Source organism: Streptomyces sp. DH10, assembly GCF_029813805.1.
Lineage (GTDB): Bacteria > Actinomycetota > Actinomycetes > Streptomycetales > Streptomycetaceae > Streptomyces > Streptomyces coeruleofuscus.
The window spans coordinates 475,940-496,163 of sequence record NZ_JARVKU010000003.1 but is presented as its reverse complement, the minus strand read 5'-3'; the positions used below and the strand labels follow the sequence as shown (position 1 = coordinate 496,163).

Annotated in this window: 22 protein-coding genes; 11 read left to right on the top strand and 11 right to left on the bottom strand. The window is 71.2% G+C overall.

What is annotated here, in order from left to right; translation table 11 throughout:
* Positions 1 to 76 precede the first annotated feature (76 nt).
* The 4 genes from QC385_RS09215 to QC385_RS09200 form a co-directional block, all read right to left on the bottom strand.
* Positions 77 to 472 carry a hypothetical protein gene (locus QC385_RS09215; protein WP_279540746.1) on the bottom strand — a complete coding sequence of 132 codons (396 nt, stop codon included), beginning with the start codon at positions 470 to 472 and terminating at the stop codon, positions 77 to 79.
* Between the two features lie 154 nt (positions 473 to 626).
* Positions 627 to 1,181, bottom strand: coding sequence for a hypothetical protein (locus tag QC385_RS09210; RefSeq protein WP_279540745.1), 555 nt, complete (start codon positions 1,179 to 1,181; stop codon positions 627 to 629).
* A gap of 108 nt (positions 1,182 to 1,289) precedes the next feature.
* The gene (locus tag QC385_RS09205) at positions 1,290 to 1,796 is read right to left on the bottom strand and encodes a hypothetical protein (protein ID WP_279540744.1); all 507 of its coding nucleotides are present in this window, start codon (positions 1,794 to 1,796) and stop codon (positions 1,290 to 1,292) included.
* A 96-nt stretch (positions 1,797 to 1,892) separates the two neighbouring features.
* On the bottom strand, positions 1,893 to 3,482 hold the full coding sequence (locus QC385_RS09200) for a beta-N-acetylhexosaminidase (protein ID WP_279540811.1): 1,590 nt from the start codon (positions 3,480 to 3,482) through the stop codon (positions 1,893 to 1,895).
* A 300-nt stretch (positions 3,483 to 3,782) separates the two neighbouring features.
* Here QC385_RS09200 and QC385_RS09195 point away from each other — a divergent pair, with 300 nt between their 5' ends.
* From QC385_RS09195 to QC385_RS09160, 8 genes are all read left to right on the top strand, one after another.
* Positions 3,783 to 4,277 (top strand): 2-oxo-4-hydroxy-4-carboxy-5-ureidoimidazoline decarboxylase, encoded by a 495-nt coding sequence (locus tag QC385_RS09195; protein ID WP_279540743.1) that lies wholly within the window; start codon positions 3,783 to 3,785, stop codon positions 4,275 to 4,277.
* A gap of 191 nt (positions 4,278 to 4,468) precedes the next feature.
* A complete protein-coding gene (sdhC, locus tag QC385_RS09190; RefSeq protein ID WP_279540742.1) occupies positions 4,469 to 4,849 on the top strand; it encodes a succinate dehydrogenase, cytochrome b556 subunit in 381 nt (126 codons plus the stop codon).
* Between the two features lie 5 nt (positions 4,850 to 4,854).
* Complete coding sequence (locus QC385_RS09185) at positions 4,855 to 5,337, top strand: succinate dehydrogenase hydrophobic membrane anchor subunit (RefSeq protein WP_150482650.1); 483 nt, start codon at positions 4,855 to 4,857, stop codon at positions 5,335 to 5,337.
* Positions 5,338 to 5,356: 19 nt separating this feature from the next.
* Positions 5,357 to 7,111: a succinate dehydrogenase flavoprotein subunit gene (gene sdhA / locus QC385_RS09180; RefSeq protein WP_279540741.1), complete on the top strand. Its 1,755-nt coding sequence runs from the start codon at positions 5,357 to 5,359 to the stop codon at positions 7,109 to 7,111.
* Entirely contained in the window at positions 7,111 to 7,890 is a 780-nt protein-coding gene (locus tag QC385_RS09175) for a succinate dehydrogenase iron-sulfur subunit (protein ID WP_086604082.1), read from the top strand. The genes sdhA and QC385_RS09175 overlap by 1 nt, the downstream gene beginning before the upstream one ends.
* Positions 7,891 to 8,435: 545 nt before the next feature.
* Entirely contained in the window at positions 8,436 to 8,843 is a 408-nt protein-coding gene (locus QC385_RS09170; RefSeq protein ID WP_279540740.1) for a hypothetical protein, read from the top strand.
* 12 nt (positions 8,844 to 8,855) lie between these two features.
* A complete protein-coding gene (locus tag QC385_RS09165) occupies positions 8,856 to 9,395 on the top strand; it encodes a thiol-disulfide oxidoreductase DCC family protein (RefSeq protein ID WP_279540739.1) in 540 nt (179 codons plus the stop codon).
* A 17-nt stretch (positions 9,396 to 9,412) separates the two neighbouring features.
* On the top strand, positions 9,413 to 10,159 hold the full coding sequence (locus tag QC385_RS09160) for a TetR/AcrR family transcriptional regulator (protein WP_279540738.1): 747 nt from the start codon (positions 9,413 to 9,415) through the stop codon (positions 10,157 to 10,159).
* Positions 10,160 to 10,168: 9 nt separating this feature from the next.
* Here QC385_RS09160 and QC385_RS09155 read toward each other — a convergent pair whose 3' ends face one another.
* The 3 genes from QC385_RS09155 to QC385_RS09145 form a co-directional block, all read right to left on the bottom strand.
* Positions 10,169 to 11,725, bottom strand: coding sequence for an ABC transporter substrate-binding protein (locus QC385_RS09155; RefSeq protein WP_279540737.1), 1,557 nt, complete (start codon positions 11,723 to 11,725; stop codon positions 10,169 to 10,171).
* Between the two features lie 165 nt (positions 11,726 to 11,890).
* Entirely contained in the window at positions 11,891 to 13,387 is a 1,497-nt protein-coding gene (locus tag QC385_RS09150) for a metallophosphoesterase (protein ID WP_279540736.1), read from the bottom strand.
* Positions 13,388 to 13,410: 23 nt separating this feature from the next.
* Complete coding sequence (locus tag QC385_RS09145; protein WP_086838581.1) at positions 13,411 to 13,650, bottom strand: SCO4848 family membrane protein; 240 nt, start codon at positions 13,648 to 13,650, stop codon at positions 13,411 to 13,413.
* Between the two features lie 172 nt (positions 13,651 to 13,822).
* Between QC385_RS09145 and QC385_RS09140 the strand changes: the two genes are divergently transcribed.
* Positions 13,823 to 15,142, top strand: a complete 1,320-nt coding sequence (locus QC385_RS09140; RefSeq protein ID WP_279540735.1) for a D-alanyl-D-alanine carboxypeptidase family protein — start codon at positions 13,823 to 13,825, stop codon at positions 15,140 to 15,142.
* Here QC385_RS09140 and QC385_RS09135 read toward each other — a convergent pair.
* Genes QC385_RS09135 through QC385_RS09120 form a run of 4 tightly spaced genes read right to left on the bottom strand, consistent with a single transcriptional unit; the run spans position 15,090 to position 17,902 of the window.
* A complete protein-coding gene (locus QC385_RS09135; RefSeq protein ID WP_279540734.1) occupies positions 15,090 to 16,007 on the bottom strand; it encodes a YihY/virulence factor BrkB family protein in 918 nt (305 codons plus the stop codon). The two genes, QC385_RS09140 and QC385_RS09135, sit on opposite strands and share 53 nt — an antisense overlap.
* The gene (locus tag QC385_RS09130) at positions 15,995 to 16,447 is read right to left on the bottom strand and encodes a GtrA family protein (RefSeq protein WP_279540733.1); all 453 of its coding nucleotides are present in this window, start codon (positions 16,445 to 16,447) and stop codon (positions 15,995 to 15,997) included. Before QC385_RS09130 ends, QC385_RS09135 begins: the two co-directional genes overlap by 13 nt.
* Positions 16,444 to 17,388, bottom strand: a complete 945-nt coding sequence (locus tag QC385_RS09125) for a decaprenyl-phosphate phosphoribosyltransferase (RefSeq protein WP_279540732.1) — start codon at positions 17,386 to 17,388, stop codon at positions 16,444 to 16,446. The genes QC385_RS09130 and QC385_RS09125 overlap by 4 nt, the downstream gene beginning before the upstream one ends.
* Entirely contained in the window at positions 17,381 to 17,902 is a 522-nt protein-coding gene (locus QC385_RS09120) for a phosphatase PAP2 family protein (protein ID WP_279540731.1), read from the bottom strand. The genes QC385_RS09125 and QC385_RS09120 overlap by 8 nt, the downstream gene beginning before the upstream one ends.
* 133 nt (positions 17,903 to 18,035) lie before the next feature.
* Between QC385_RS09120 and QC385_RS09115 the strand changes: the two genes are divergently transcribed.
* Together QC385_RS09115 and QC385_RS09110 are read left to right on the top strand one after the other, a co-directional pair.
* Positions 18,036 to 19,418 carry an FAD-binding oxidoreductase gene (locus QC385_RS09115; RefSeq protein WP_279540730.1) on the top strand — a complete coding sequence of 461 codons (1,383 nt, stop codon included), beginning with the start codon at positions 18,036 to 18,038 and terminating at the stop codon, positions 19,416 to 19,418.
* A gap of 40 nt (positions 19,419 to 19,458) precedes the next feature.
* Positions 19,459 to 20,214, top strand: coding sequence for a decaprenylphospho-beta-D-erythro-pentofuranosid-2-ulose 2-reductase (locus tag QC385_RS09110; protein ID WP_279540729.1), 756 nt, complete (start codon positions 19,459 to 19,461; stop codon positions 20,212 to 20,214).
* Positions 20,215 to 20,224 lie beyond the last annotated feature (10 nt).

Genomic DNA, 20,224 nt, shown 5'->3' with positions numbered 1-20,224 from the left:
GCTCGGCGGTCGCCGACACCAGCGCCAGGGCCCAACGGTCGCTGACGCCGTTGCCAAGGCCCGGCGGTCGCCGACGCTAGTGCCGGGGCCCGGTGGTCGTCGCGTCCCGGCACATCAGTCGCAGCGAGCCGTGCCCGGCGTAACAGCGGCGGGCCTCGTCGATCGGGTCCCAGAGGCGTCCGTCGGGGGTGCGGATCCAGTGGTCGCCGCCCGTCGCCCACCACTCGGCCCCGGCCTGACGCGCCATCACCTCACCGGCGTAGGCCCCGAACCCGCGCAGCACCTCCTGCACGGCGGCCGACGGCGCTCCCTCCCGCCGTATCCCCTCGATCATCCGGTCGATGCTCCACAGGCTCTGCGCCGAGTAGTCGAGGTGCAGCCGCGCTCCCTCGCGCATCGTCGCCACCGTGTCCGCCGCCCACCGCAGCGGCTTCGCCGCGGCCGAGGGCCTGGTTTCCGCTTGAGTCGTCACACCCCGGAAAGCGCTGCGGCGAAGCGATTCGTCACCCGGATCCGGCGACTTCCCCGAAGCAGCGCAAGACCGCCCCACCTCACCCGGGGGACGGTCACAGGACTCTCCCAGGAATGGGGGTTTAGGCCGGTCAGGAGCGTCGGCGGCCCGCTCCTCAGCTCCGCTGCCGACTCCGGCGCGAGACGACCGCGCGCAGCACCCGACGGCCCTCGATCGACACCTCCAGCGCGCGCCGCAGCCCGGCCGGGCCGTGTCCGGCCAGGACTTCCAGGACGGTGATCTGGCGGCGCAGTTCCGCGGCGACGAGCGGCGACATGCCCTCCGTACGGCCCTCGCGGCGCACGTCGACCGAGGAGGCGTCGTCCTGGGCGGTGTCGAGGAGGCGGTGGATCTGGAGGGCGGCGACGGAACAGGCGTCGGCCCACACCCGTACCCCGGCGTGGGACCGCTCGGCGGGGGCGGCCTCGAGCATTCGGTGGGCGAGCACGACCGCCTCGTCCCCGGTGCCGGCGGCGTCCAGCTTCCCGCGCGCCTGCTCCAGTCCCTCCCCCCAGTCACCGGTACCGGCATCGTCGGTGAGGCTCGCCCACAGCGGCCGCAGGATCTCGTCGTCACCGCCCAGCAGGGGCACGCACCGATCCAAACAAGCCAGCCCGCTCGCGGCCAGCCCGCGTTCGTCGGCCTGTGCGATCAACTCCACCAGGCTCATCCACGCCTCCCTCCGCGGGCCTTGTCCAGGGCCCTACCAGGCCGCTTCCAGCCCTCACCCCTCACGGAACCCGCACTTCCCCTTACTGCGCGCAACGGCCCCGGAACGTCACAGGGGCACGACGCCCAGTCGGTCGAGGAAGCTGAAGAAGAGGTTTTCGGCCAGGGGATCGGGGTCTGAAGTGAGTACGTCCACCAGTGCGTCGGCGTTCACTTCGCGCCCGGCCTCGGCGGCCCAGCGGACGGCGCGCTCGGCGGCGTCGCGGGATTCCAGGAAGTAGTCCTCCAGCGTGAGGCCCTCCCGGCCGGCCCCCAGGTACCCGGCCATGGCGGCCCGGGCGAGGCAGGTCGTCCACGTCCCGCTCTCCGGCGCAGCGGCCTCCAGCACCACGCACTCGCTGTTCATGACGTACCCGAACAGCGCGGGCGCCCCGGTCTCCCGGGTGAGGGCGTTCATGTTCCCGACGTCGCCGTCGCTGCTCGGGTACTCCCAGACCTGCCACCCCTCCGGCGCCGAGGTGCGCCGCACCATCCCGTCCGCCGCCCCCGCCAGCACGTCCAGCTCCGCCAGCGGCCGCTCCCCACGGCCGACGACGAAGTACCCCCAGTACCCCATGCTCCGGTTCCCCCCGGCATATTCGATTCGGCTCCCGCCAGAAGACCACCACACCCGTACGGCGGTTCGCAGCCGTACGGGCCAATTCGCGTGCGGTCAGCCGAGCCTGTCCGCAAGCGCCCGGAACTCCGCCCAGGACAGCTCCGGCTTGTCCGGATCCCACAGCTTCTGGACGGTCGCCCGCAGCGGCATCCGGATCCCGGCCGCGACCTGGTCCTGCGTCTGCGAGTTCGCGAGGTCGCACCAGACGGCGAAGGACCCGCCGAGGATCTGCCCGTCGTAGCGCTCCGGCACGGCCGTGGTGCCGCGCAGCACCCGGGGCGTCCACTGCTCGTAGATCCGCTGCCCGGTCGGATAGACGAAGGTCTGCGGCTGGCCGAGCACGTAGTACAGGAACTCGTCGTTGTAGTTGATCACCTTCCGGCCCTCGCCCAGGTACTCCGCCGGCTGCCGGGCGCCGATCTCCTTGCCGGTCCAGTAGGCGACCTGGATGTCCTCGGCCGCCTTGACGGAGGTGCCGCGGAAGAAACCGTCGTTCCACGCACGCGGGGTGCGCTGGTGCTTGCGGACGGTGTCGGCCCGGTCGTTGAGCCAGCCGGTGGTGAGGTCGGCGACCGTCGCGCCGGAGCCGTACCTCTCCCGCGCGGCGGAGGCAAGCTGCGGGAACGACGCCTCCGGGTCGGAGCGCACCAGCGCCTGGTACTCGTCGCCGCCGAGGTGCCACGGCCCGCCCGGGAACAGATCCGCGTACTCGTTCAGCAGGTCGTCGACGATGTCGGCGCTCTCGCTCTTGGAGATGTCGATGGCCCCCTGCACCGGCGACCCCTGCGCGGTGCGCAGCTGGAGGTCGGGGTGGGCGTCGATGACCGCGCCGAGGTGCCCCGGGGAGTCGATCTCGGGCACGACGGTGATGTGCCGGCTCTCCGCGAGGTCGACGATCTTCCGCACCTGCGCCTTGGTCAGATGCTGCTGGGACACGATCTCCGGGTGCGAGTCGGACTCGATCCGGAACCCCTGGTCGTCGGAGAAGTGCAGACCGAGCTGGTTGAACTTCAGATCGCCCAGCTCCCGGACCCGGTCCTCGATCCAGTCGGCCGTGAAGTTCTTGCGCGCGATGTCCAGCATGAACCCGCGCTGCGCCTTGGCCGGCTCGTCCCGCACCACGCCCTCGGGCGCCGTGCCGCCGTCGTGCACCTCCTGCTTGAGGGTGCGGGTGCCGTAGAAGACGCCCGCGTCGGCGGGCCCGCTGATCTCCACCCGCCCGCCGCGCACGGTCATGACGTAGGACTCCGGGTTCGCGCCCTTGTCCTCGTTCAGCGTCAGCCGCAGGTCCCCGGCGCGCCGGTCGTCCTTCTCGCCCTCGTACGCCAGCCCCAGCTCACCGGCGACCAGCCGGCCCTCGTCGGCCAGCGCCGGGTCGTCCACGACGACGCGGTTCCCGCTCGCGGGACGCCAGCCCGGGCCGCGCGCCGCGGTGTGCTCGCGCACGGCGGGGATCGTCCGCGGCGCCTTGGACAGGGCGTACGAGCGGCTCGGACTCGGGGCGGGCGAGGTGCCGTGCGGGGCGGCCGCGGTCCGGCCCTGGGAGGATCTGGCCTCCGGCCCGGTGGCCCCGCCGTCGCCGCCCGAGGCCGCCCAGAGCCCCAGGCTCACCCCGGCCGCGACCACGACCAGGGCGACGGCCATGGCCAAGACCAGCACCTGCCGCTGTTTCCCCTGCTTCGCCTGCTTCGCCGGATCCCGGCGCCTGTGCTGACTCACACCCGCCAACCTAAGACGCGACGCCGTCCCACGCGCGTCCACCACGCGTTCCGAATCTCTCTCTCCCGGGTGAAATTCGGGCATCCGTCGGACACGTCATGGTCGCACTCGATAGCGTGACGTCACATCTCTCACAACATGCCCTGCCGACACACGTGACGCCCACGAGGACCCACGCTGCCTGCGCACCGTCTCCCAGACCTCCCCGGCGGACTCGCCATACCGGTGGAGCACTTCAACACAGCCTCCGCACAGGTCCTGGAACAGACCCTCCTCTCCTGCCTGCGCAGCCCCCGCTGGTCCCGGCGCGTCGCGGAACACCGCCCCTATCCGGACCTGGACTCCCTGCTGGCCGCGGCGGACGAGGCGGCCTACGACCTGACCTGGCCCGACCTGACCGAGGCCCTGGCGGCCGAGTCCCTGCCGCCCCTCCCGCCGGACACCTACTCCGCGGCCCACACGGCCCTGAGCGCGGCCCACGCCGCCTACGAGGCCCGCTTCGGACATGTGTTCGTCATTTGCCTGGAGGGGGTGCCGCGGGGCGAGTGTCTGGACCACATCCTCGAGGGCATCCGGTCACGATTGACCAACGATCCGGAGGAGGAGCGGACGGTGGTTGCGGACGAACTCCGGCGCCTTGCAAGGGAGCGGTTGGTACACGCCCTGAGGGGCGCCGGGAACTGCGCGGCCAGCCACACCCCACCCGCACCCGGCCGATAACAGGACACCCCACCCCACAAGCCGCAAGGCTAGCCCGTACGCATGCCAGTTTGATCACACAGCCAGACCCCGGCTCAGCCCAGCGGCAGCGCCTCGCTACGATGCTGGGGGCCGGTGGACCGTACCCGGCCGGGCCCGACCGACACACCAAGCCGGCGCGGCCCCAATCCCCGCTCCCGGAGGAAACTTCCGTGCCGGCTGGAACGCTGTACCGCGGCCGGGAAGGAATGTGGTCCTGGGTGGCTCATCGAGTCACCGGCGTCCTCATCTTCTTCTTCCTGTTCGTTCACGTGCTGGACACCGCACTCGTCCGTGTGTCGCCCGAGGCCTACGACACCGTCGTGGCCACGTACAAGACGCCGATCGTCGCGCTGCTGGAGTACGGCCTCGTCGCCGCCATCCTCTTCCACGCGCTCAACGGCCTGCGCGTCATCGCCGTCGACTTCTGGATCAAGGGCGCCCGCTACCAGAAGCAGATGCTCTGGACCGTCGTCGCCCTGTGGGTCGTGCTGATGGTCGGGGCGATCTACCCCGTCCTCGGCCACGCCGCTCGTGAACTGTTCGGGAGCTGACGCCAATGTCCACGACTGACAAGACCGCTGCGGGCGTCGGCCCCGTCGAGGGCGGCGCCGTCTACACCGTCGACAACCCGGCGCCCCTCATCGAGGCCCCGCGCCAGCGCACCCGGAAGACCCCGAAGACCACCCGGGGCAACTTCGAGCTGGCCGCCTGGCTCTTCATGCGCCTGTCGGGCGTGGTGCTGGTCGTGCTGGTCCTCGGCCACCTGCTGATCCAGCTGGTGCTGGACGGCGGTGTCTCCAAGATCGGCTTCGCCTTCGTGGCGGGCCGCTGGGCGAGCCCCTTCTGGCAGGTCTGGGACCTGCTGATGCTGTGGCTCGCGATGCTGCACGGCGCCAACGGCCTGCGCACGGTCATCAACGACTACGCGGAGCGCGCGAACACCCGGCTGTGGCTCAAGGGCCTGCTCTACACCGCCACGGTGTTCACCATCCTGCTGGGCACGCTGGTGATCTTCACCTTCGACCCGAACATCCGCTAGGCACGGGGCTGCGAGAATCATGAAGATCCACAAGTACGACACCGTCATCGTCGGCGCCGGTGGCGCCGGTATGCGCGCCGCCATCGAGTCGACGAAGCGCAGCCGCACCGCCGTGCTCACCAAGCTCTACCCCACCCGCTCCCACACGGGTGCCGCGCAGGGCGGCATGGCCGCAGCGCTGGCCAACGTGGAGGAGGACAACTGGGAGTGGCACACCTTCGACACGGTCAAGGGCGGTGACTACCTGGTCGACCAGGACGCCGCCGAGATCCTGGCGAAGGAGGCCATCGACTCCGTCCTCGACCTGGAGAAGATGGGCCTGCCGTTCAACCGCACCCCGAACGGCACGATCGACCAGCGCCGCTTCGGCGGTCACAGCCGCAACCACGGCGAGGCCCCGGTCCGCCGCTCCTGCTACGCGGCCGACCGCACCGGCCACATGATCCTCCAGACGCTGTACCAGAACTGCGTCAAGGAGGGCGTGGAGTTCTTCAACGAGTTCTACGTCCTGGACCAGCTGATCACCGAGGTCGACGGCGTCAAGCGCTCGGCCGGTGTGGTGGCGTACGAGCTGGCCACCGGTGAGATCCACGTCTTCCAGGCGAAGGCCGTGATCTACGCCTCCGGCGGCTGCGGCAAGTTCTTCAAGGTGACGTCGAACGCGCACACGCTGACGGGTGACGGCCAGGCGGCGGTCTACCGCCGGGGCATCCCGCTGGAGGACATGGAGTTCTTCCAGTTCCACCCGACCGGCATCTGGCGCATGGGCATCCTGCTGACGGAGGGCGCCCGTGGTGAGGGCGGCATCCTCCGCAACAAGGACGGCGAGCGCTTCATGGAGAAGTACGCGCCGGTCATGAAGGACCTCGCCTCGCGTGACGTCGTCTCGCGCTCCATCTACACGGAGATCCGCGAAGGCCGCGGCTGCGGCCCCGAGGGCGACCACGTCTACCTGGACCTCACCCACCTCCCGCCGGAGCAGCTGGACGCCAAGCTGCCCGACATCACGGAGTTCGCCCGTACGTACCTCGGCATCGAGCCGTACACGGACCCGATCCCGATCCAGCCCACGGCCCACTACGCGATGGGCGGCATCCCGACAAACGTCGAGGGTGAGGTCCTGGCGGACAACACCACGGTCGTCCCGGGCCTGTACGCGGCCGGCGAGGTCGCCTGCGTGTCGGTGCACGGCGCGAACCGTCTCGGCACCAACTCGCTGCTGGACATCAACGTCTTCGGCAAGCGGGCCGGCATCGCCGCGGCCGAGTACTCCCAGACGGCGGACTTCGTCGAGCTGCCGGAGAACCCGGCCGAGTTCGTGATCGGGCAGGTGGAGCAGCTGCGCGACTCCACCGGCACCGAGCGCGTGACGACGCTGCGCCGTGAGCTCCAGGAGACCATGGACGCCAACGTCATGGTGTTCCGTACCGAGCAGACGATCAAGACAGCGGTCGAGAAGATCGCCGAGCTGCGCGAGCGCTACAAGAACGTGTCGATCCAGGACAAGGGCAAGCGGTTCAACACGGACCTGCTGGAGGCCATCGAGCTGGGCAACCTGCTCGACCTCGCCGAGGTCATGGCGGTCTCCGCGCTCGCCCGCAAGGAGTCCCGCGGCGGTCACTACCGCGAGGACTACCCGAACCGCGACGACGTCAACTTCATGCGGCACACCATGGCGTACCGCGAGGTCGGCGCCGACGGCTCCGAAACCGTCCGTCTCGACTACAAGCCGGTCGTCCAGACCCGCTACCAGCCGATGGAGCGTAAGTACTGATGGCTACCCCCGTTCTGGACAAGTCGGACGCGGCCGGAAAGCCCGAGCCCGGCTTCGCCGACTCCCCCTACATCACGGTCACCTTCCGCATCCGCCGGTTCAACCCGGAGGTCGCGGCGGAGGCGAGCTGGGAAGACTTCCAGCTGGAGATCGACCCGAAGGAGCGCGTCCTCGACGCCCTCCACAAGATCAAGTGGGAACTCGACGGCACCCTCACGTTCCGCCGTTCCTGCGCCCACGGCATCTGCGGCTCGGACGCGATGCGGATCAACGGCAAGAACCGCCTCGCCTGCAAGACGCTGATCAAGGACATCAACCCCGAGAAGCCGATCACGGTCGAGGCCATAAAGGGCCTGACGGTCCTGAAGGACCTGGTCGTGGACATGGAGCCGTTCTTCCAGGCGTACCGGGACGTCATGCCCTTCCTCATCACGAAGGACACGAACGAGCCCACGCGCGAGCGGCTCCAGACGGCCGAGGACCGCGAGCGCTTCGACGACACGACGAAGTGCATCCTCTGCGCGGCCTGCACCACGTCGTGCCCGGTCTTCTGGAACGACGGCCAGTACTTCGGCCCGGCGGCCATCGTCAACGCGCACCGCTTCATCTTCGACTCGCGTGACGAGGCGGGCGAGCAGCGCCTGGAGATCCTCAACGACCGCGACGGCGTCTGGCGCTGCCGCACGACCTTCAACTGCACGGACGCCTGCCCGCGCGGCATCGAGGTCACGAAGGCGATCGCCGAGGTGAAGCGGGCGCTGATCACGCGCCGCTACTGAGATCGACCGCTTGCTGATGAGGGCCCTGTCTCCGCTGGAGACGGGGCCCTCTGGCATGTGCCACACCATCGGGTGAGAGAGCTCGTGAAGGCCATCGGCGCAAAGGTGACCCTCGACGCGGCCGAGATCCTCAGGGCCGGCCAGGCGAAAACGAGCGAATGAGCCGGCGCTGCGGCACCATCGCGGGCTCCATCACAACTGGCTGAGGATCGAAGGGTCCGTCCTCCGCCAGCATCATCGCCTTGCCCGCGGGCGGCCCTCCAGAGCGCAGCGGTCGGCTGTCGCCAGGCGTCAGCTCGATCTCCTCGTCCGTTGCCCGCGAACGCCCGCAGGGCCAGGGCGCCGGATCAACTCCCGTGCGGTCAATCGCTCCTCGGCGATCTCCAGCCCCAGGCCGCCCGCCGCTCCCCCCACTGTCGTCCCGTTGCCCACGGCAGTACGAGGCACCACTGACAATCACCCGGGAGCATGTGTTGAACATGTTCAAAAACAGGTCTAAGGTCATCTACGACAGCGTTTTGAACGTGTTCAAGAAGGGTGGGGCAATGGACCGCACGGTCGTCGCCTACGTCATCTACCTGCTGGTCAGCGTCGGTCTGACCATCTGGGTGGCCCGCACGCTCAGCCGGAACGGGAGGATCTTCCTCGCCGACGTGCTGCACGGCAACGAGAAGCTCGCCGACGCCGTCAACCACCTCCTGGTGGTCGGCTTCTACCTCGTCAACCTCGGGTTCGTCGCGCTGTACCTGAGCGGCGACGAGACCATCACCGACACGCGCGGCGTCTTCGAGGCCCTGTCGACCAAGCTCGGCGTGGTGCTGCTGGTGCTCGGCGTGATGCACCTGGCCAACGTCTATGTGCTCAACCGGATCCGGCGCCGGGGTGCCATGGAGCGGGAGCAGGTGCCTCCGGTGCCGCCGCAGGGCTGGGCCGCCCCGTCGGCGCAGGCCTGAGCGGAGACCGGCATGAACGCCACCGGCACGAACGCGACCGGCACGAACACACCCGCACCGGTCCACCGGCTCACCGTCCTGTACGACGCCGAGTGCTCCCTGTGCGCGTTCCTGCGCGACTGGCTCCTGCGGCAGCCTCAGCTGGTGCCGCTGGAGCTGGTCCCGGCCGGCTCCGAGGAGGCCCGGCGGCGCTTTCCCGGCCTCGACCACGGCGCCACCCTCGACGAGATCACCGTCGTCGGCGACGCCGGGCAGGTCTACCGGGGCCCCGCCGCCTGGGTGGTCACCCTGTGGGCGCTGCGCGAGCACCGGCCGCTCGCCCACCGTCTGAGCACCCCGTCCGGCGCCCGGCTCGCCAAGGGTGCGGTGCTGGCCGCCGCCAAGTGGCGCGGGGCGCAGTGGAACCGGGGGCAGCAGGGCGGGGCGCGGTGGGGCGGCCGGGTGTACCGGCGGGCGGACGGGTGGTCCTACGATCCTTCCCTCGGCTGGACCTACACCGCGCCGGGCTGCGCCGACGGCACCTGCGCCCCTCACCGGGCGCCGGGGCGCTGACGTTAGGCTCTCTTCCCGTGCCCGCGAAGAACGACGGCCCCGACGACGGCGCCACCCCCAGCAAGTCCGAGCAGACCCGCGCCCTGATCCTGGAGACGGCCATGCGGCTGTTCCAGGAGCGCGGCTACGACAAGACGACGATGCGGGCCATCGCCACGGAGGCCGGGGTCTCCGTCGGCAACGCGTACTACTACTTCGCGGGCAAGGAGCACCTGATCCAGGGCTTCTACGACCGGATCGCCGCCGAGCACCAGGTGGCGGTCCGCGAGATCCTGGACCGGGAGACCGATCTGGAGGCCCGGCTCGCGGGCGTGCTGCGGGCGTGGCTGGACATCGCGGCCCCCTATCACGAGTTCGCGGTGCAGTTCTTCAAGAACGCCGCCGACCCGGACAGCCCGCTCAGCCCCTTCTCCCCGGAGTCGGAGCACGCGCGCGAGGAGGCCATCAGCGTCCACCGGGAGGTGCTGGCCGGGGCGACGAAGACCAAGGTGCCCGAGGAACTGCGGGACATCCTGCCCGAGTTGATGTGGCTGTCCCAGATGGGGCTCGTCCTGTACTGGATCTTCGACCGTACCGAGGGACGGGAGCGCAGCTACCGCCTCGCCGAGCGCGGCGCCCGGCTCACCGCGCGGGGCGTCGCCCTGGCCCGCTTCCGGGTGCTGCGGCCGCTGGTGCGCGAGGTGCACGAGCTGTTCACGGACTTCCTGCCGGGGATGACGCGGGCCGTCCCGGATCCGGCGGCCCCGCGTCGCACCGGCTCCTGAGCATGGACGTCAGATCCCGGTGAGCCTCCAGAGGCGGAACACGCCCGTGCCGTCCGACAGATACTGGCCGCCGCCGACGTCCTCGGTGGTCACGACGTACTCCTTCGCCTGCCACAGCGGAAGCACCGGCACGTCCTGGGCGACGGTCTGCTGCACCGAGCGGAAGTCCCCGTCGGCCTCGCCCCGGTCGGCGTAGCGCCGGCTGTCCCGGATGAGCCGGTCGACGGTCTTGCTGCTGTAGCCGGTGTTCATCGCGCTGCCGGTGCCGACGAGCGCGGCCTGGAAGGTGTCGGGGGCGGGGAAGTCGGCGACCCAGCCGACGGCGTACGCGTCGAGCTCGCCGCTCGCCCACCGCTTCTGGAAGTCGGTCCACCCGTAGCCCCGGAGGGTGACCTTGAACAGGCCGCTCGCCTCCAGCTCCCGCTTGATCTCGGCCGCCTCCTGCGCACCGTCGCCACGGCCCTCGGCGTAGCCGTAGGTGAAGCGGACCGGCAGGGTCACGCCGGCCCGGGTGAGCAGCTGCCGCGCCTTCTTCGGGTCCGGCCCGGGATAGTCGTCGAAGAACGAGGCGGTGTGCCCGGTGATGCCCGCCGGGATGAGGGAGTACAGCGGGTCGACGGTGCCGTCGTAGACGGTGGCGGCCAGCCGCTCGCGGTCGACCAGCCAGGCCATGGCCTGCCGGACCTTCACATCGTGCAGGGGCTTGCCCGCGCGGGTGTTGAAGTACAGGTTGCGGGTCTCGGAGCCGTCCGCCTCGAAGACGCGCTGCGTGGGGTCGCTCGGGTTCAGGCCGGCGAGGACGCCGGGCGGCAGCTGACGGGTCGCGACCTCGACCTGTTCGTCCTTCCAGGCGGTGTCCAGGGCGCCGGGGGTGGCGTAGTAGCGCAGCGTGATGTGCCGGTCCGCGCCGTCCTTGACGGCGCCCTGGTAGCGGCTGTTGGGCGCGAGGACCGCCTTGTCGTCCTTCGTGTAGGAGGTGAGGGTGTACGGGCCGGTGCCGTCGGCTCCGTCGCCGGTGCGCAGCTTGGTGGCCGGGTACGCGGTGCGGTCGACGATCGAGCCCGCACCGGTGGCCACCTTGAACGGGAACGTGGCGTCGGGCGAGGACAGGTGGAAGGTGACGGTCGGCCCGTCGGCGTCCACGGAACGGAGGGTGTCGAGCAGGGACGCCGGGCCGACCGGGGACTTGATCTTCATGATCCGGTCGAAGGAGTACTTCACGTCCTCGCCGGTCATCGTCCGGCCGCTCGGGAAGGTGAGCCCTGAGCGCAGTTCGCAGCGGTACGTGGTGAGGTCGCCGTCGGCGAACGCGCAGCTCCTGGCCGCGTCCGGCACGGGCGTGGTGCCGCCCGGGGCGAAGGTGAGCAGCGACTGGAAGACGTTGCTGAAAAGCGCCCAGGAGCCGGCGTCGTAGGCACCGGCCGGGTCGAGGGACGTGACGGCGTCCGTCGTGCCGACCGTGATGGTCGTGCCGTCCCGCTGCGACGGCACGAACTGCCGGGCGCCCACCGCCACGGCCGCCAGGACGAGCAGTCCCGCGAGTATCCGCATGCGAACCGATCGCATCGGCCTTGCCTCCCAAGGCCCTTGGGCCCTTGTGCCAGTGCCACACCCCTTTGTGGCGGCCTCACCCAATCACAGGTGTTTGACCTGGCGGAAGGGAGATCTGCCGAGTTGGGAAAGAACTTACCGATGGGCGTTTCGGTCCGTTTTCACAGCGTTCTCACAGGGTCAGGCCCGCTTCGACGCCAGCTCGATCACCGTGATGTCCGACGGTGCCCCCACCCGGGTGGGCGGGCCCCAGGCGCCCGCGCCGCGTGAGACGTAGAGCTGGGTGTCGCCGTAGCGCTCCAGGCCCGCGACGGTCGGGTTGGCGGCGGCGGCGAGGAAGTTGCCGGGCCAGAGCTGGCCGCCGTGGCTGTGGCCGGAGAGCTGGAGGTCCACGCCGTGCTCGACGGCGTCGTGGATCTGCACGGGCTGGTGGGCGAGCAGCACGCAGGCGCGTGCGGTGTCGCGGTCGCCGAGGGCCCGGGCGTAGTCGGGGCCCTGGCCCTCGTCCTCGCCGGTCACGTCGTTGACTCCAGCCAGGTCGAAGTGCGGCAGCTCCCTGCGGGCGTTCTCCAGGGGGGTGAGGCCGAGGCGCCGGACCTCCTCGACCCACTGCTCCGCGCCGGAGAAGTACTCGTGGTTCCCGGTGACGAAGTAGGACCCGTGACGGGCCCTCAGCTGGGCCAGCGGGGCCGCAGCGGGGCCCAGGTCCTTCACGCTGCCGTCGACCAGGTCGCCGACGACCGCGATCAGGTCGGGCTGGGTCGCGTTGATGGTGTCGACGACCTTCTGCGCGAAGCCGCGGCCCAGGACGGGGCCGAGGTGCACATCACTGACCACGGCGATCCGGAACCCGTGCGCCGCGCGCGGCAGTTTGGCCAGCGGCACCGTAACCCGCTTCACCTGGGGCCCACGCAGCACGCCGTACGTCCCGTACCCGACGGTTCCGACAGCGGCGGCCGCGGCGGCCCCGGCGACGACGCGGGAGACGAAGAGGCGGCGGGAGGGGCCGGTGGGGGCGGGTGCGGGGGCGGTGGTGTCGGTGGTGCCCGGGGCCGTGAGCGGCTGTGGTGAGCTGTCGGGGGTGGCGGGTGTGGCGGGTGCGGGACCCGCTTGGAGCTGGGGGGCGGTGGCGGAAGCGGATGCTCCGGCCTCTGCCTGCCCGTCCACCACCGCCGCCGCGGCAGGCACTGCGCCGGGCACGCCGGCGTCGCCCTTCTGCGGTGCGGCCGGCGTGCCGGAGAGGTGCTCCGTGTCGGAGGGCGGGCCGGTTTTCGCCGGGGTGCCGGGCGTCGTCCCCGAGTCCGTCCCGGTCAGGGGGGTCCGCGTCACCGGGCCGGGCTCCGCCGCTCTCGCCCGCCGTTCCAGGAACCGTCTGAGCAGAGGCCGTACGACCTCCCCCGCCACCACCGCCAGCAGCAGGTATATCGACAGGGCCAGCCACAGGAAGCCCGGCCAGGCGAGGACCTGCTGGAGCCAGAAGGGGGCGCCCGAGCGCTCGGCGACCAGGGCGGTGATCGCGAGGACCCAGCCGCCCGCGATCAGGACCGCGCCCGCGCGGCGGGTCGGGCCCGGGCCGCGGGTCGTGTCGCGGAACAGGCGGCGCCACACGTACCAGTTGGCCGTCACGATGACGGCCAGGACGAGCAGTGCCACGAGGACGAAGAAGACGATGGCCACGGTGTCGTGTCTCCCGATTGCCGTTATGACGTCCGGCGCAGTGCGCGCAGACCACGCAACCCGATGGCCCCGACGGCCGTCCCCAATACGAAGGAGACGACTGCGAGCAGCAGGTGCACCCAGAAGTACGCCGTGGGATGACCGTCGTCGAAGGCGAGCCCGCTGCTGTCCTTGACAAGGTTCTTGACGAAAGTGATCCAGATGACCCAGCTCCACACCCCGAAGGCGAGCAGGAACCAGGACACGGGGCGGCTGAGCTTCACAAATTCAGACCTTTCATCACAACGCCGGGCTCCCGGGGTCGGCCGGGGGTCCGGGGGTTGTCCCCCGGATGAGCACGGCATGAGTCCAGTATCGCCAGAGCCTGTCCGGTTCCGTTCCCGGGGTGGGGGCGCGGGCGGGACTTCACCCCGTACGGCATGTACGTTTCCGATCGTGCCCGCTCCGAAGAAGACCGCCAGGCGATCCCTGCTGGTCACCTCCGCCCTCCTGTCGTCCCTCGCCCTGGCGGCCCCCGCGGCCGTCGCGGCCCCGAGCCCTTCGGGCAGTCCGTCGGCGAGCCCCTCGGGCAGTCCGTCGGCCACTCCCCCGGCGTCGATGTCGACCGTGGGCGGCGCCCGGCTCGGGCAGCCGGGGACGCAGGTGAACCTCGCGAGCGGCGTGCCGGTGCTGCCCAAGGACGTGAGCGCCCGCTCCTGGATCGTCGCCGACGCCGAGTCCGGTGACGTGCTGGCCGCGCACAACGCGCACTGGCGGCTGGCCCCGGCGAGCACGCTGAAGATGCTGTTCGCGGACACGCTGCTGCCGAAGTTCCCGAGGACGGCCGAGCACAAGGTCGCCCCCTCCGACCTGGCGGGCATAGGCCCGGGCTCCAGCATGGTCGGCATAAAGGAGGACGAGACGTACACCGTCCACGACCTGTGGCTCGGCGTCTTCCTGCGCTCCGGCAACGACGCCGTGCGCGTGCTGTCCGCGATGAACAAGGGCGTCGAGAACACCGTCAAGGAGATGAACGAGCACGCCGAGGAGCTCCAGGCCCTCGACACGCACGTCGTCAGCCCGGACGGCTACGACGCCGAGGGACAGGTCTCCTCCGCGTACGACCTGACGCTGATCGCCCGCTCGGGGCTCCAGAAGAAGGACTTCCGCGAGTACGCCTCGACGGTCAGCGCGAAGTTCCCCGGCGAGACGAAGAAGGACAAGAAGGGCAAGACGGTCCGCAAGCCCTTCGAGATCCAGAACACCAACCGGCTGCTGAGCGGCGACGCGGACCTGCCCGTCTACCAGGGCATCGCCGGCATCAAGAACGGCAACACCACCAACGCGGGCGCCACCTTCACGGGCGTCGCCGAGCGGAACGGCAAGGTGCTGCTGGTGACGGTGATGAACCCGGAGAAGGACGAGCACAACGAGGTCTACAAGGAGACCGCCCGGCTGTTCGACTGGGGCTTCAAGGCGGCCGGGAAGGTGCAGCCCGTGGGTGAGCTGGTGCCGCCGAGGAGCGCCGCACAGGCCGGTGCCCAGCCCGGGGCCAACCCCTCCGGTGAGGCCGGCGGCTCCGGGAGCGGCGCGGGCGGCACGGCCGGGACCGGTGCGAAGCCGGTGGCCAGCGCCCCGGCCGCGAACGGCTCCAGCGGCATCGGCATCGCGCTCGGCATCACGGGCGGTGTGCTGGTGCTGCTGGCGGGCGGCTCCTTCCTGGTCAACCGCCGCTGGCCGCTGCCGGATCTGGTGCGCCGCCGGACTCGCCCGTGACGTCCGGCAGTTCGTCCTCCTTGCTCTGCGTCGCCGTCCAGGAGGCGCAGAACAGCACCAGCTTCGAGGTGAAGTTGATCCACAGCAGCAGCGCGACGGGCACGCCGAACGCGCCGTACATGCTCTTCGCGGCCACGCCCTGCAAGTAGCCGCTGAGTAGCAGTTTGAGCAGTTCGAAGCCGACCGCGCCGGTCAGCGCCGCCACGAACAGGCGGTGGCGCGTGGGCTCGACGCCGGGCAGCAGCGTCAGGACGTAGAGCAGCAGCAGGAAGTCGGCGAGTACGGCTATCAGGAACGCGGCGATGTGCAGCAGGACCCCGCTCCAGCCGCCCTCGTCGATGCCCAGCTGCCGGGTGATCCAGCCGACCATCGCGGAGGCGACGGCGGAGGCGGCGATGGTGACGAGGAGCGCGCCGCCGAGGCCGATCAGGACGCCCGCGTCCTTGGCGTAGCGCAGGACCGGGTTCTCCTCCTCGTCGGACAGGTCCCACACCGCCCGCAGGCACTCGCGCATGGAACCGGCCCAGCTGATGCCGGTGAACAGCAGCAGGGCGCCCGCGATGAGGCCGATCGTGCCGGCGTTGTTCACCAGGCCTGCGATGTCCAGCTGGTCGGAGATGCCGGGCACCTGCTCGGCGATCTTGTCCTGGAGCGTGTCCTGCTGCTCCGTGCTGAGCGTGGCGGCGGCGATCGTGGCGGACACCGTCAGCAGCGGGAACAGCGCGACGAAACTCGTGAAGGTCATCGCGGCGGCCAGCCGCGTCCACTTCACGCGGTCCAGCCGCTCGTACGACCGCCACGCGTGGGTGATCATCAGCCGTGTCATCCACGGCCCGATGACCGGGAGCTTTTTCAGCCAGTCCATGATCCGACTCTGCCCTCCGCCCGGAAGACCCATGTACGGGTACCCCAGAACCGCAGAATCGTTGCCAGTGCCATGCCGATGACCGCGCCGGAGACGGTGTCCGCGCGCTGCGAGGTGAGCCCCAGGCCGTAGTGGCTGACGGCGAGGCAGAGCAGTTGGACGGCGGCACCGGCGAGGTTCACCAGGAAGAAGGCGGCGTACGGGCGCAGGCCCCGGGCTCGCGTGGCCCGGTAGGTGCCGAGGGCGTTGCCCGCGTAGGCGACCGAGCAGGCGGCCACGAAGGACAGGGCCTTGGCGGTGAGCGGGCCGAGTCCGGCGGGGCCGCGCAGGCAGGTGAAGAGGGCGAGGTCGACGGCGTAGGCGAGGAGACCGACGGTGGCGAACCCCAGGAGCTCCCGGCGGCAGGGGGCCGTGGGGCTCGACCACGCGCGCGTGGTCACCAATTGGCCACCGCCAGGCCGTACATCGCCGCCCACACCAGGCCGATGAGGGCGAGCGCCCGGTCGCGCAGGACGACGTCCTCGGGTTCGCCGGCCGTGCCGCGGTCGGCGAAGACGGCGTACCGCAGGACGGCGAGGATGAAGGCGACCATGGACAGCTGCCGCCAGGGCAGCACGCTGGTGTGCGGGACGCCGCCCTCCTCCATGGCCCACAGGCAGTAGCCGAGGATGGCGACACCGGCCGCGAGCTGCCAGACGAAGCGGAGGTAGCCGGTGGTGTACTCGGTGAGCAACGCGCGTGTGGCGCCCGCTTTTCCGGCCATCTGCACGGCTTCGGAGTAGCGCTTGGCCGACACCATGAACAGCGCGCCGAACCCCGTCGTGATCAGGAACCAGCGCGACAGCGGGATGCCGAGGGCGAGTCCGCCGATCATCGCCCGCATCAGGAAGCCGGTCGTGACGACGGCGAGGTCGACGACGAGGACGTGCTTGAGGCTGACGCAGTAGGCCAGTTGCATGCCGAGGTAGGCGGTCAGCAGGGCGGCGACGGCGGGGGAACAGAGCCAGGCCGCGGCGGTAGGCGCGAGCAGGCCGAGGCAGGCGCCGACGGCGTAGGCGACGGGCACGGGGACCTGTCCGGCGGCGACCGGGCGGTGCCGCTTGACGGGGTGGGCGCGGTCGGCCTCGGCGTCGCGGGCGTCGTTGACGAGGTAGACGGCGGCGGCGCAGGCGGTGAAGAGGACGAAGACGAGGGCTAGTTGGGTCAGGGCGTGGCGGGAGAAGAGCTCGCCGGCGGCTGCCGGGGCGGCGACCACCAGGACGTTCTTCACCCACTGCCTGGGCCGCGCGGTCCGCAGGAGACCGGCCAGGAGACCGCCCTTGCGGGGTGGCGCGGACGGCTCCTCGTGGGTGCGCTGCCGCAGGACGGCCGTCTCAGCCATGGTGGGCCCCTCCCCTCATCCAGCGGGCGCCGAGCCGGGCCGTGAGCGCGCCGAGGGCCGCGCCCGCCGCGACGTCCGAGGGGTAGTGGACGCCGGCCACCAGCCGCGAGACGCACACGGCGGCGGCGAGCGGCGGGACGGCGCGCGCTCCCAGGGCGCCGAAGGCGACGGCGGCGGCAGCGGCGGACGTGGCGTGCGAGCTGGGGAAGGAGTGCCGGCCGGCGGTGCGCACCAGGGGCTCGACGTGCGCGGGGCGCGGGCGGCGCACGACCCGCTTGACCCCCATGCTGACGAGGTGCGCCCCCGCGGTGAGCGCCGTGCCGCGCAGCCAGGCGCCGCGTCTCCTGCCGTCGACAGCGGCTCCGGCGAGCCCCGCCGCCAGCCACAGCGCGGCGTGTTCCCCCGCCCAGGACAGGGCACGCGCGGCGCCGGCCACGCGCGGGTCGGTGCCGCACGCTCTGAGCGCCGAAACGATCCGGTGATCCATGTCGTGCAGGTCGTCGAGGTCGTCCATGTGGACTCACTGTTCACGCCCACCTGGCCTGAACTCCGGCAATATTGAGCGACATCCCATTAATCACCCGTTTCGGGGAGGGATGCCATGTTCTCGAACTAATAGCTCACATTGGGGCGATACGGTCACGGACATGTCTGCCGACACCGATTCCGTCCCGGACGTCCTGGGCCTGGACCACACCACCGTCACCGGCTGGGGCCGCACCGCTCCCACCGTCGCCCGGCTGATCCGCCCGCAGACCTACGAGGAGGCCGCGGCGGCCGTCCGCGACTGCGGGGCCCGCGGCGGGATCCCCCGGGGCCTGGGACGGGCGTACGGGGACGCGGCGCAGAACGCGGGCGGGTCCGTGCTCGACATGACGGGCCTGGACCGCGTGCACGCGATCGACGCCGACGGCGGCACCGTGCTGTGCGACGCGGGCGTCTCCCTGCACCGGCTGATGGAGGTGCTGCTGCCGCTCGGCTGGTTCGTGCCGGTCACCCCCGGCACCCGCTACGTCACCGTCGGCGGTGCCATCGGCGCCGACATCCACGGCAAGAACCACCATGTCTCGGGCTCCTTCTCGCGGCACGTGCTGGCCTTCGAACTGCTCACCGCCGACGGCGAGATCCGCACGGTGATCCCCGGCACGCCGCTGTTCGACGCCACCGCGGGCGGCATGGGCCTGACCGGTGTGATCCTCACCGCGACGATCCGGCTCCAGCCGGTCGAGACCTCGCTGATGTCGGTCGACACCGAACGGGCGGCGGACCTCGACGACCTGATGGCCCGGCTGGCGGCCACCGACCACCGCTACCGCTACTCGGTCGCCTGGATCGACCTGCTGGCCCGGGGCGCCGCCACCGGCCGGGCGGTCCTCACCCGCGGCGACCACGCGCCCCTGGACGCCCTCCCCGCCCGCCTGCGCCGGGACCCGCTGTCCTTCCGCACCTCCCGCTTGCCGTCCGCCCCCTCGGTCCTCCCCGAGGGCCTGCTCACCCGCACGACCGTGGGCCTCTTCAACGAGCTCTGGTACCGCAAGGCCCCCCGCGCGCGGTCCGGCCGGCTCCAGCGCATCTCCGCCTTCTTCCACCCCCTGGACGGAGTGCCCCACTGGAACCGCGTCTACGGCCCGGGCGGCTTCGTGCAGTACCAGTTCGTCGTCGGCTACGGCCAGGAGGACGCCCTGCGCCGCATCGTGCGCCGCATCTCCGAACGCCGCTACCCGTCCTTCCTGGCCGTCCTCAAGCGCTTCGGGGAGTCCGACCCGGGCTGGCTGTCCTTCCCGGTGCCCGGCTGGACGCTGGCGCTGGACATCCCGGCGGGCCTGCCCGGCCTCGGCGCGTTCCTCGACGAACTCGACGAGGAGGTCGCCACCGCCGGCGGACGCGTCTACCTCGCCAAGGACGCCCGGCTGCGCCCGGAACTGCTCGCGGCCATGTACCCGCGGCTGGACGAGTTCCGGACCCTGCGCGCGGAACTGGATCCGCACGGGGTCTTCACGTCCGATCTGTCCCGCCGCCTCGGCCTCTAGGCACAGACACAGGCACACCAGGCAACCTCTAGGAGCTGTCATGAAGGACGCCTTCGGTCTCCCCCAGTCCCTGCTCGTCCTCGGCGGGACGTCGGAGATCGCGCTGGCCACCGCCCGCCGGCTGATCGCCCGCCGCACCCGCACGGTCTGGCTGGCCGGCCGCCCGTCGCCCGCCCTGGAGGCGGCCGCCGGGCAGCTGCGCGGACTCGGGGCGGACGTGCACACCATCGCCTTCGACGCGCTCGACCCCACCTCCCACGAGGCCGTGCTCGGCAAGATCTTCGCCGAGGGCGACATCGACATGGTGCTGCTCGCCTTCGGCCTCCTCGGCGACCAGGCCCGCGACGAGCGGGAGCCGGAGGCGGCGGTGCGGGTCGCGCAGACCAACTACACCGGCGCGGTCTCGGCGGGCCTGGTGTGCGCCCGCGCGCTCCAGTCCCAGGGGCACGGCTCGCTGGTCGTCATGTCCTCCGTCGCGGGCGAGCGGGCCCGCCGCGCGAACTTCATCTACGGCTCCAGCAAGGCGGGCCTCGACGCCTTCGCGCAGGGCCTGGGCGACGCGCTGCACGGCACGGGCGTGCACGTCATGGTCGTACGCCCCGGCTTCGTCCGGACGCGGATGACCGCCGGCCTGCCCGAGGCGCCCCTCGCCACCACGCCCGAGGCGGTGGCGACGGCCGTCGAGCTGGGGCTGCGGCGCCGCTCCGAGACGGTGTGGGTGCCGGGCGCGCTGCGCGTGGTGATGTCGGCGCTGCGGCACATGCCGCGCGGGATGTTCCGGCGCCTGCCGATCTGACCTACGGGCG